We start from the raw sequence: 11,829 nt of genomic DNA, 5'->3' as shown, positions 1-11,829 counted from the left end.
CTCGGTTTTTAATATGCTCGGCTCTCGGTTTCTCGGCTCTCGGATCTCGCAACTCGTAACTCGGTTCTTTAACTCATAACTCATAATTCATAACTCGGTTCTTTGGCTTTTTAGCTCTCGTAACTCGCTACTCGCAACTCGCAACTCGGCTCTTGATCTCGGCTCTCGGATCTCGGACTCTCGTTATTCAGCTTTTTATTCTCGTGACTCGCTACTCGAATCGCGTAACTCGGCACTTATATATGTTTTGGCACAACCAACAACGCACAACGTTTCTAAAAAAACTGGACCTCGTTTCACAATACAAGAAGCACATTATACGCTGACACGTCTACACCGAGAGATTTCAAATACATTAATTCTGACCACTTTGGCAACAACGATTTCCTGGTGTATTTGGGAAAAGCTATTTCTACCGGAAGGCCAAGGATCAACGCAAGCTCGTCCGCAATTTGAAAGGGTGGAAGAAATTTCCCGCGTTCTACGGCTGATATATAACCGGGATTTCTTCCTATCTTTTCGGATAGTTCTTTTTGGGTCATTCCTTTTTTCATTCGCGCGTAAACGAGTAACTCCACAAAGATGCCCTCCTTTTGCGATAATCAGCGGGCGGAGATTTTCGCTCTAAAAGAAACTCCGGAAATAGCTCTTCAACAGGCATTTCAAAAAATGCTGCAATGGCATCGGCAAGGAAAAAGTCTGTTAACTTCACTTTCCCGGTCTCGATTCTTGATAGAGTGCTTCTGCTGATTCCCAATCTTTGTGCCAGCTCTTCCTGTGAAATTCCTCTTTTTACTCTCAATTGCTTTATGAACATTTGGTTCCTCCGTTATTAAGTATTCATATGTATACTATCATAAAATCAACTTGATTTTGAAGACTTGATTAAAAATTGCACAAAAAAACAGCCGATTTTCGGCTGTTTTTTGGCGTGCCCGGGGCGATTTGAACGCCCGGCCTCCAGATCCGCAGTCTAGCGCTCTATCCAGCTGAGCTACGGGCACACGAAAATGGCGGAGAGGGAGGGATTCGAACCCTCGGAGGGTAAAAAACCCTCACTTGCTTAGCAGGCAAGCGCCTTCGGCCGCTCGGCCACCTCTCCACCTACCTTTAGATTCTATCATGGCTTAAAGTGAGTGTCAATAATACTTTTTGGCAAGTGTACCGCAATTTACCGAGAAAAATTTCAGGTCATCCACCCTGAGGGCAGTAAGACTGCCACCGTACACACATCCTGTATCCAGGCCTATCTTGTCCTTCAAAATCAATGGTCCCCCAAACTTTGGAGTATGTCCAAAGACAACAGTTGTATTTTCTAGAGGATGGTCTGCGTATATGAAATCATCTCTAATCCAAAGAAGGTCAACTTCGCTTTGCTTATTCATTTCCACACCTGGTCTTATGCCTGCATGTACGAAAAGGTAATTGGAGTCTTTGTAATAGAGTTCTGTGTTTTTGAAGAAATCCATGTGGCTATCCGGGATATTTCTCAAACCACCATAGCTACGCAATGTAGCTTCCATACCATTTAATTCCCAATACTTACCCCATGGGCCTCCAAAAAAGTAGTTCAGCAACATTGCCTCATGATTACCCCTCAGAAAAACACAGTGATATTTTCCGCTGAGCTTCAACAGGAAATCTACAACTTCTTTTGATTGCGGGCCTCTGTCGATATAATCTCCCAAAAAAACGAGAGTGTCTCTTTTCTTTAGTTTTAAATTTCCAATGAGTGATTTAAGAGGCATTAAACAACCGTGAATATCTCCTATTGCGTAAAGCGTCAGAAAACCCCCTTCATAATAAATAACCATGTTAGAGAGAGACCTATTCCCAATATCGGACTAAATAGCCATTCAAGTTTTCCTGTTTTTGCGAAGAAAAGCCGGTACAATATTCCCGCTAATGTCACTATTGCAAGCCATTCAAAAAGCCCGGCAAAAGTGAAGATGTACATTGCCAATCTTTCTGAGATACCCACAGAATCTTTTTCCGCTCTGGAAATTATACCCTTCCTGAAGAAGTATGTTACTCCCACAGTGACTATGAGTATTCCCAGCAAGTACCAGCAAAACTGGGGTGTGATATACGATTTTTCGAAGAAGTCTTTACTCAAAAAAGACAGCAGCAAAAAATACCCCAGGGCGATGATTTCCGCAAAATCATCGGGAATGACTTTTCTCAGATAAAGCGTTCCAAATTCCCCGGCAATGGCAAGCCCAAATACCAAAATACCTGTTGGAGCCATTAAAAGGGAATCAAAACTAAAAGCCAAAAAGACAAGAATTGCCCAGATGAAATGCTTCCAGAGATTTCCTTTTTCAAGGTCTTTCAGTTTGTAGCTGTTTACAAAAGCGTGATCTGCTACCAGATAACTAACGAGAAGATGCAATGGCATTTATCTTCTACCTCCTGTCCTGGTCTTTTCTTTCCATGGTAACACAGGAACCGCCATAGCAGCAACAACCAGTGCAACAAAAACGCCTGCCGCCATGCTGAGCCCAAAATCTCTCAGTAGCTTTCCCTGTGCAAAGGCAAAACTGGAAAATGCGAGTATAGTAGTTGCCGATGACATGGACACTGATTTTAGGGTTCTTGCCATTTCATATAGATTTCTTGAGGAAGAGCTGTGAATCATGTGTACAAGGCTATCTACTCCAATACCTATTATAAGAGGCGCAGAGATGATGGTTATAAATGTAGTATCAACACCAAGCACTTCCATGAGCCCAAACATTGCCATAAGTATACCGGACATGAGAATGAGTATTTTTACGCTGTCAGAGATGTTCCTTCTATCAATTAACACAACAACAAAAACCAGTGCCATTGCTATTAAAGATATCGGGAAGGAAACTCCCTTTACTGTGTCCATTAAATAGTAAAATACCTGAGGGTACCCTCCGACATAATTTTTCAGATTGCCAAGGCTGTCAAAGAGAACTTTTATCATGTTGTTCCGGTATATTCGACTCTTCGGTTCTGCATTGATTACAAAATATTGTTCGCCATCTGGAGCTTCGTAAATCAGCTGCTTTCGCAGGGAAGTCGGTAAGTTGTTGGCAACAAAGTTTATCAGTTCTTCAGGATTGTCAATACTCTGTGATTTGTCGATGAGTTCTATAAGGGAATCGTAGTACTTTGCCTTTTTCATAAGGCTTTCTAAAACTGGTGATCCTCTAAAAGAATTTATTTTTTTGACAAGGGACTTGAATTGGGAGAGGTATTGCTCTTCGTCGCCATGAACCAAGTCCATGAGAGAGAAAAGGTTTCCGATATAAGGGTTTACTTTCAGCTTTTCATAGACATCCTTCAATTCATCCGGTTTTACTATGAAAGGCACGGTATTTGCAATGCTCGCTTTGAATACCCTCTCAATAAGGCTGAGAGTAGATAACATCTCTGATTTTTCAGCCATCAGTCCCGGTGGGGTATAGGAAAAATTGTTGAGATTAGAGATTCCTAGATAACTCATAATGAGGAGAAAGAGGATAACAATAGTTAGGGATAATCTATGAAATTTTTTCACAGTGCCAGAAATGTAATAAAAAGCCTTGTCCAGCGAATGAATATTTGCCGCAGCTCCGCCTTTGCTAATGCTGTTCAAAGAAATTGCCGGCAAAAATAAGTACATCACCAAAAAGAAAACAGCGATACCTATCGAGGTGAGAACCCCGAGTTCTCTAACCGCAGGGGCATTTATTAATGCAAGGATAGTGAATACAAGGGCAGTTGTAACCATACTGACCAAAAGGGGCTTTGTAATGGCATTATAAGTGTTTGCGAGTATTGAACGCTGAATTTTGTTTCTTTTGGATTCATCAGATAGCCTTGTAATCATATGAATGCCGTAATCTATGCCCAGTCCCAGAGTAATTGCGTTTACAAAGGTCGTTACGATGTTCAGCTCGCCGAAAATAAGGTAAGCTATTCCCAATGTGATAAGCATTGCGACGATCAGAGAAAGGAAAATATACATTGTAATTCTCAGGCTGGGATATGCCGCGTAGAAAAGCAAAGCGATTCCAAGAAGTGAAATGATGGTGGTTATCGCAAAGTCCCTGTTGGCTTGCCTATAGGATTCATATGTTCCGAAATGATCACCGGTTAAACTGTAATCGATATCAAAAGGTCTAAGGGTTTCGTTTAGCCACTTCTTCAGTTCGGGTATGGCTTTTGTCACGTAGTCTATATCAGCTGAAGCGCCGTTCAACTTCAAACCCATCACAAGAATCATGGGATCGTCTTTTGGAAACTCATCTGGAATCCTTATATAACTTTCATAGTTATTGTCCGTTTCAGGGTTGCTTATTTCCCGGTATATATTCATCAACTGCCAGAGGGAAATGCCAGCATTGTGTATAGCGGTAAACTCGTAGTTTAGGAGTTTTTCAAAATCATCGCTTAAGCTGAAGTTGCTGTTAAAAGAAGGCACCTTTCCGGGATCGACAAGAACCAACCCCATGGCACCCAATTCCGATAGATAGTCAAACTTCACGAAGCCTTTAATGTATGGAAAGTCCTTTGAAGAATCGAAGAGTTTTTTAGCGACATCTTTGAGCTTTTCAATTCCTTCCTGGTTTTTTTCGTAGGTTTGAAGCACCACATAAGTGATATCGCCTGTACTGGAATTTTGCATAAATTCCTTATACCGCTGAATTATGGGATCGTCAGGTGGAAGGATTTTCATCAAATCGGAATTCACGACCAGTTTACTGGCGTAATATCCCCCCACTATAGCTAGAAAAAGGAAGACAGCGATAATAGGCAATTTGTAATTTATGACAAAGGAAGCCAGTTTTCTCATTCCACCACCACACTAAATAAGCTGGAAAAAGCTTCTACCTATTCTATTAGAATATAACAGATAATATCACCTTTCCATAGTTTTGTAGAAAATCTTTAGACCTATACGAGCGTGCGTTAATCCGCTTTTTAAACACTAGTATGGTATTCCAACAGATCACATTGCCGGCTTTTTCGCAGTAAGAAAAAAGCGCAATGGCAGTTTCTCGATGTGGTAGCTGTTAAAGATAGTCTCAGCATTCTGTGAAAGCTCAACATCATCACACAATGCTACTGCCCCATTACCCGTAACAGATCTCAAGACGAAATCTCCAAGAGTTTTCTCAGTGAGTGCAAAAACATCATTCAAACCAGCTTCCTCTTTTGAGAAATTTTGATATTCCCCGCTGGTAATAATGCAATACCCTGCCCGGTATTCTAAGAAAAATGATCCATAATCTTTGACTTCCCGTACCAACCTTTTTATACCGGAAATACATGAGTATTTGCTTTCGGCCTTTGCATCTATCCCGGTTTCTATACGCGCATATAACACAAGTTTTTGGTATCGGGAATAATCAGTGGAAACTATTCCAAATTTTCCTGCTTTGATAACGTAATTCCAGGGCCCAAAGCCGAGTTCCTTTGAATGGTCGATTACGGCACTTGCATGAGAAATGCCTTTAAGCTTTTTCGCTATACCCAGTAACGGCTCATAAAAAGCGGATGTGATACGGAAAAAAGGGGCGGGGACTCTTTTGAAAATATACTCTTTCTGGTTCACACCCGCTCGAAAAAGAGTTAATGAGCCGAAAAGTAAAGCAACCATTGCGATGATAATCACATACCCGGCAAAACGCATCTTATTTTAGCTTTTCTTCAATAACCTCAAGGGCTTTTTTCAATTGTATATCATTTTCAGGATCAAGCTCAACCTTTGAAACCGTAAGCTCACTGTTGTTATTAGCGCTGGCAGTGGCTTCCACAGTTATATCTGGTTCAATTCCCTTCAAATGAATATCAGAGCCATTGGGTGTGAGATAATGCGCTGTCGGTAGCCAGATTTCCCCACCATTAGATAAATGGTAAACGGTTTGTACCGCAGCTTTGCCAAAGGTTTTGGTACCAACAACCGTTGCAACTCCATGGTCTTTCAAAGCGCCGGTGAGAATTTCAGAGGCCGAAGCACTACCACCATTTACGAGAATCACCATTGGTTTGGTCTTTAGCAATTCGCTGAAATATCCACCCCAGGATCTATAAACTTCCTGAGAACCCTCTCTATCTTTAATCGTGATCACAGTTTTTCCTTCGGGAAGAATTAAACTTGAGATCCTCAACACACTGCTTAAAAGTCCCCCGGGATTGTTTCTCAGGTCAATTATCAAACCATCCGAATTGATCACATTATTCAACGCTTTCTGGAACTCTTCGTAAGTTGGTTCACTGAATTGTGTAATCCGCACATAGCCAATTGTATTTCCGTTGTAATCGATATGCGAATATTTAACCGTTTTGATCTTGATCTCCGCTCTAGTGATGGTTATCATCAAGGGTTCTTCAACGCCTTTTCTGAGAACCTTTATTTCTACCTGTGTATCAGGTTTTCCTCGAAGGAGATTGACAGATTCGTAATAACCCGTTTCTGAAACAAGATGTCCATCTATTTCAACAATGAGGTCACCTGTAAGCAATCCAGCCTTCTCTGCAGGGCTATCCACCATGGGGGCGACAACCTCAAGGCAGTCATATTCTGTGTTATACTGGACGACTGCGCCAATTCCACCGTATTCAGATTTGGTATCAATGGTATTCTCATTGGTTTCTATCGGGGTGAAATACCAAGCAAATGGATCCTTTAGTCCTTTCATAACTCCCTTAAGGGTTTCATTGTGAATATTGTCATAATCGACTTTCTCCACGTCGTAATATGACTTCTGAACGTAGTTCATTATCTCAAAGACAGGCTGGAACTCAGAAAGCATCTCTTCGTATTTTAGACTTTTAAACGCGCCAAAAACAAAAATACTGATGATTATTGCCGTTGTGGCAAGAATTTTAAGGAATTTTCTACTCTTCATACCTTTTCGCCTCCTCGTGAGACTTTCACACCAAAGATTAAATAGGCCGTATGGCCAACCATTCTGTCTTCTGGCCTGAATCTTTTTGGATTTATTTTCATCTTTCTAACAAAGGTTTCCCAGACTTCTATGTCAACAACGTCTTCTTCGCTCAGAGTCTCGAGTACAGATTGCACCTGGTTGGTTGTGGGGCAAAGAACGCAAAATCTTCCTCCGCCCTTGAGCGAACGAAGAACTTCTTTCAAATGGGGCACCGGATCCGGAACGTCGAGAAAAAAAGCATCTGCTTCTTTTTCATCGATGCCTTCCTCAATGTCTTTCAATTTGAATTCTACGCGGTCCCCTACTCCAAGCTGGTTGACATTGTCTCTTGCTCGTTCCATGAATTTTTCCCTGCGCTCATAGGATACCACTTTGCCATTGGAGCCGACATATCTCGCAAAAGCGCTGGTCATTGAGCCGCTACCGGAACCGCATTCCACTACCAGATCTCCTTCTTTGATATCCAGCATCAGAATAATAAAGCCCATATCCTTTGGGTACACGATTTGCGTTCGCCTGTTCAGGTTAAAGATATGATCCACAATACCTGGCTTTAAAAGATAAGCGGTATTCCTGCCAATTTTAATGAGATCCCCATATTCTTTTCCAATAATTTCCTCGTGCAATATATTTCCAAGGTGAGTGCCAAATATACTACCTTCTTTTAGCGTTATAAGGTAGCGTGAATTATCATCGGTAAGCACGAGAACTCTATCACCAGCTTGGATCAAAGTCAAAACCTCCTGAGTTTTATTATGCTTTCTATGAGAGCGTCAAGCTCAGACGTATCCCCTTTTTCATTCATCTCAACAATGCACTTATGGGCATAGCTTTTTGCTGTGAGCTCGGAGACTTTTGATAAAGCCGAAACAACTGCGGAAACCTGTATCAATATATCGCCACAATCCCGTTCTTCTTCGATCATACGTTGAAGGCCACGAACTTGCCCCTCTATTCTCTTCAGGCGTTTTACCAGGTCTTCTTTAGAAATTTCCTCCATTTGAGCATTCTCCTTTCTCACTAATATCTAAAAGTGCTACCGCCGATGAATTCCCTCAATAACGATGTTCTAGGAATTTCTTCCATGGCGGTAATTGGTAAGAAATAATCAATAAATCTTAGCAACCGCTTGGCCTCTGCAAATTCCGGTTCTGAGTTGTCTATTTGCAAGAGTAGAGGTTCTGCAAACATTTTTAATACTGCCAATTCATATACAAGAGCTGAGTTAAACATCACATCAGCCTGCTCCTGAAATGGAAAGATGTATTTTTCTTCGCCGTTTCTGACATTCCCCCACATTTTTATTGTATCAAGAGCACTGTGTCCGCGGTATCGATAATCTCTGACGATTCTTCTCAGTAATCTGACATCCGTAGTGGGTATTCTGTTCATATCATCGAGGTTCATTTGCGTCAGTGCACTCACATATATCTTGAATTTTTTCTGAGAAGGCACTCCTCTACTGAGCTGTTCATTAAGACCGTGTATTCCCTCTACAATTATAGGCTGATCTTCGTTTATTTTTGTGGGTGTGCTCCTGAATCCGCCTTTGCCCGTTTTAAAATTAAAACTTGCCAGATGAACCTCTTTTCCTTCCATAAGCTGGTTCATCTGCTCGTTGAATAACTCGAGATTCAACGCCTCTATGGATTCGAAATCATAATTTCCGTTTTCATCCTTTGGTGTTTTTTCCCTATCTACAAAATAGTCATCAAGGGAGATTTGTATAGGGCGAAATCCGAGAACCTTCAAATGGAGCATCAGCCTTTTAGAAAAAGTGGTCTTTCCAGAGCTTGAAGGTCCAGCAATGAGAATCAATCTTGTCCCTTCCCTTTTTGCGATTTCATCGGCAATATTGGCAATCTTCTTTTCGTGAAGGGCCTCGGCAATTCTTATCAATTCGGCTGTTTCACTGTCTCCGGAAGCGATAATGCTATTCAACTCACCCACGGTTTTTACTCCAAGTATTCTTCCCCAATTTTCGTGTTCCATAAACACATTAGCGAGCTTTGGACGGTCTAAAAAATCCGGGACTTCCGTTGGTGAGCTGTTGGTTGGAAGATTGAGAATGAAATACCTGTTTTTGTAGGGCAGCAATTTGAACCATCTGAGGTCACCTGTTGAAGTTGGCATGTAACCATAGTAGTAGTTGAAATATTCCCCGCAGCGATAGATATTAACAGTGCTTTTCTTTCTGTATTTAAAAAGAATGGCTTTTTCGCGCTGGTTATCTTCCAAAAAGAGTTTTATTGCATCGAACTTGTTTATGGTTTCTTTGATAAAGGGAAGATTCAATTCAATGATTTTTTGCATTTCGGATTCAATTGCCCCCAAATCCAGATTTCCTTTTTTTAGATCTGGAACTTCGCATACAAGACCCGATCCAAGTGAATGGTGAACATAGAGCTTTACTTTTCCATATAACTGTCTTACTGCCATAAAAAGAACAAAGAGAATTCCTCTTGTATATATTCGCAAGCCATCTCTGTCTCTCAAATCAACGAATTCTATTTCGACATCTTGATATATTTTTTTGATCAATTCGGCAACAGAATTGTTTAACCTTGCTGCCATAATCGGTGATACGAATCTATCCCGATAGAATTTCGCAATTTCAGCTAGTGTAATTCCTTCAGGGAAAAACTCTTCCTCATTGAGTTTTTTTACCTTAACCTTGATTTGCTTCATGGTTTCATACCCCCTGCATTCTTGACACCTAAAAAGGGTGGTGTTAGAATCTTTATGTACTACGTTGGGGCGTAGCCAAGCTGGTAAGGCATCAGATTTTGGCTCTGAGATTCGGAGGTTCGAGTCCTCCCGCCCCAGCCAGAACTAAAACGGGGTGGCCAAGCCACCCCGTTTGCTTATTCAGTGGCTTCAGGAGTAGGCGATGCCGGCGGTGTTTTTAACAACCCTTCAATAGCTGAAATCCTTGAGACGATATTTTCATCGCCTGGCATCAATTTATCCAACTCTTCAAGATAGTGTTTTTCACTCATAAGGTAAATCTGATATACAGGTGAATCCGTTGAGATATTCGCTAGTCTTTCGTAGGCATCTACAAGCAAAAAGAGTGCATTAACTTTCAAATCTGTGGCTACGTCTGTGGGACTTATGATTTTCTGGTTAAGCTCCTGCTCAATACTCTGAAGCGGGTAATCAATAAGGAAGCTTCTGGCGTTATCTCCAAAATACTGTTTGTAATAATTGACATAACTTTCCAGTGTTGAGGAGTCGCTAAGCAGTGGTTTTAAATTTTGATTGTATTTAAGTTCGTTGTATCTATAAATAATCTCAGGATTTGCGTTATCAACTTTATATGCGTATTCGACTACTTTGCTTGAATATGGAATGCTTTCATAGAGGAACTTGACAACGCGTGTGAATTTAGTATTCAAATTATCTTTCTCTGCTTCGAGTTTAGAGAGCATTTCTTCAACAGCGGACTTTTCTGTTAAACCCAGTTCTGTTTCATAATCTTTTAGCTTTTTTGCATCTGAATACAGGTTTTTCGCCTCGGTATCTGTACTGTCATTCAACTCATCTATTTTGCTCTGTATATCCTCGGCAGAGAGGGAGATTACAGTTGCTGGTAGGCTTTCATATAATTTCTCCATATCCTTCAGTTTGAAAATCTCAGAATCAAGATTGTCCAATTTTTCGTCTGCGAGTTGCGTATAGAGAGCTGGAGAAAGGAAGCTACTCGAGATTATTATATTTCCTTCAGAATCAAAAAGGGTGCTTTCAAGCTTTTCAAAGAAAGCTGTTTTTGCTTCTTCGCTATCAGCTTTTTTGTATTCTTCGTAAAGCTTGAGGTCTGGCTCGTTGATAACATAGCCTAAGGCTTCCCTGGTCTTGTACTCTTTTAGCCAGTTGGTGAACTCCTGGTTCTGGTAATCGCTTTTTACCTGATCATAAACAGAACTCTTCACTAGCTCATCGTAGGTATCGAAAGTCGTTTTGGTGGCCACTTCTATGAGGTGATATCCGTATTCCGATTTCACCGGACCCACGATAACTCCTGGCGTTGCACTGAAAGCAGCTTGTTCAAATTCAGGAACCATTTGCCCGTGCCCAAAACTTCCAAGACTTCCTCCAAGGGCCGCCGATTGTGTATCTATGGAGAACTCACTGGCCGCTTCAGAGAAGGAAATTTTACCGCTTTCGATCATATTTTTTATTTCCGTTGCGCTGGCTTCAGAGTCAACGAGTATATGGCTCGCATCAACTTTTTCATATTTGTCTTTTATTTCATCTTTGTTTTCGTCGAAATACTGCTTCACATCGTTATCAATGTTTGGGAAAACATCTTGTATGATTTTTGCCCTTAACAAATCATTTACAACGTATTTTTCAACCAGCTTCCTGAAGGCATCTATGGAACCATAAAGTTGCTCTATTTGAAGTTTGTATTGCTCATCGGAAGCGTATTGGTTTACAATTTCGTCTACTTTGGCATTTAACTCTTCATTCGTGGGATATATTCCCTTATTCAGAGCATAGTAACTTAGTATCTTCTGATCCACGAGGTTCATGAGGATACTATACCTGTAATCTATCTCGCTTGGGCGCTGTGAATCGCCAAAATATGGGTCAAGTACAATACCCTGCTTTTTCAGGCTGTTTAGAGAGTCCTGAACATCGCCTGAAAACTCTGTGTAAGTGATCCAATATCTTTCATCATCAAGAGGTGATCCAGCTTTTGTCAGGTAAGCCACTGTATCCTCGATCTTGATGTTTGCATTTGTAGAGTTTGGCCTAGCCTTTCCACCTGATGACATGAAAGTGGCTACTGACCACCATATAACACCCGCCGCGAAAAGTACAGCGATTGCCCAGATAACTGGGACTTGGATTTTTCTGAGCCAATGTCTTCTGTGCATCAATTCTCCCTCCACTCACCGTGATATCTACTATATCA

General features: G+C 41.2%; 11 protein-coding genes and 3 tRNA genes. 1 reads left to right on the top strand and 13 read right to left on the bottom strand.

From position 1 onward, the window contains the following. Positions 1–296 precede the first annotated feature (296 nt). The 12 genes from AC3LHT_RS01680 to AC3LHT_RS01625 form a co-directional block, all read right to left on the bottom strand. Complete coding sequence (locus AC3LHT_RS01680; protein ID WP_488661770.1) at positions 297–578, bottom strand: helix-turn-helix domain-containing protein; 282 nt, start codon at positions 576–578, stop codon at positions 297–299. Beyond that, a complete protein-coding gene (locus AC3LHT_RS01675; RefSeq protein ID WP_488661769.1) occupies positions 551–817 on the bottom strand; it encodes a helix-turn-helix transcriptional regulator in 267 nt (88 codons plus the stop codon). Before AC3LHT_RS01675 ends, AC3LHT_RS01680 begins: the two co-directional genes overlap by 28 nt. A 110-nt stretch (positions 818–927) precedes the next feature. Further along, positions 928–1,004, bottom strand: a tRNA-Arg gene (locus AC3LHT_RS01670). A 7-nt stretch (positions 1,005–1,011) separates the two neighbouring features. Continuing rightward, a tRNA-Ser gene (locus AC3LHT_RS01665) sits at positions 1,012–1,102 on the bottom strand. A 37-nt stretch (positions 1,103–1,139) separates the two neighbouring features. Further along, the gene (locus AC3LHT_RS01660; RefSeq protein WP_290646971.1) at positions 1,140–1,814 is read right to left on the bottom strand and encodes a metallophosphoesterase family protein; all 675 of its coding nucleotides are present in this window, start codon (positions 1,812–1,814) and stop codon (positions 1,140–1,142) included. After that, a complete protein-coding gene (locus AC3LHT_RS01655; RefSeq protein WP_290646972.1) occupies positions 1,784–2,398 on the bottom strand; it encodes a hypothetical protein in 615 nt (204 codons plus the stop codon). Before AC3LHT_RS01655 ends, AC3LHT_RS01660 begins: the two co-directional genes overlap by 31 nt. Then, a complete protein-coding gene (locus AC3LHT_RS01650; RefSeq protein WP_488661768.1) occupies positions 2,399–4,807 on the bottom strand; it encodes an efflux RND transporter permease subunit in 2,409 nt (802 codons plus the stop codon). A gap of 156 nt (positions 4,808–4,963) precedes the next feature. Continuing rightward, positions 4,964–5,569 (bottom strand): hypothetical protein, encoded by a 606-nt coding sequence (locus AC3LHT_RS01645; RefSeq protein WP_488661767.1) that lies wholly within the window; start codon positions 5,567–5,569, stop codon positions 4,964–4,966. A gap of 79 nt (positions 5,570–5,648) precedes the next feature. Further along, entirely contained in the window at positions 5,649–6,866 is a 1,218-nt protein-coding gene (locus AC3LHT_RS01640; protein WP_488661766.1) for a S41 family peptidase, read from the bottom strand. Continuing rightward, positions 6,863–7,639: a tRNA (adenine-N1)-methyltransferase gene (locus tag AC3LHT_RS01635; protein WP_290646976.1), complete on the bottom strand. Its 777-nt coding sequence runs from the start codon at positions 7,637–7,639 to the stop codon at positions 6,863–6,865. Before AC3LHT_RS01635 ends, AC3LHT_RS01640 begins: the two co-directional genes overlap by 4 nt. 2 nt (positions 7,640–7,641) lie before the next feature. Beyond that, positions 7,642–7,908 carry a metal-sensitive transcriptional regulator gene (locus AC3LHT_RS01630; RefSeq protein ID WP_290646977.1) on the bottom strand — a complete coding sequence of 89 codons (267 nt, stop codon included), beginning with the start codon at positions 7,906–7,908 and terminating at the stop codon, positions 7,642–7,644. A 20-nt stretch (positions 7,909–7,928) separates the two neighbouring features. Next, complete coding sequence (locus tag AC3LHT_RS01625) at positions 7,929–9,596, bottom strand: nucleoside kinase (RefSeq protein ID WP_290646978.1); 1,668 nt, start codon at positions 9,594–9,596, stop codon at positions 7,929–7,931. Between the two features lie 65 nt (positions 9,597–9,661). Here AC3LHT_RS01625 and AC3LHT_RS01620 point away from each other — a divergent pair. Then, a tRNA-Gln gene (locus AC3LHT_RS01620) sits at positions 9,662–9,737 on the top strand. Between the two features lie 35 nt (positions 9,738–9,772). Here AC3LHT_RS01620 and AC3LHT_RS01615 read toward each other — a convergent pair. Further along, entirely contained in the window at positions 9,773–11,791 is a 2,019-nt protein-coding gene (locus tag AC3LHT_RS01615) for a peptidylprolyl isomerase (RefSeq protein ID WP_488661765.1), read from the bottom strand. Positions 11,792–11,829: the final 38 nt, after the last annotated feature.

It is taken from the genome of Kosmotoga sp. (assembly GCF_982836095.1).
This window is presented reverse-complemented; position numbering and strand designations above follow the sequence as displayed.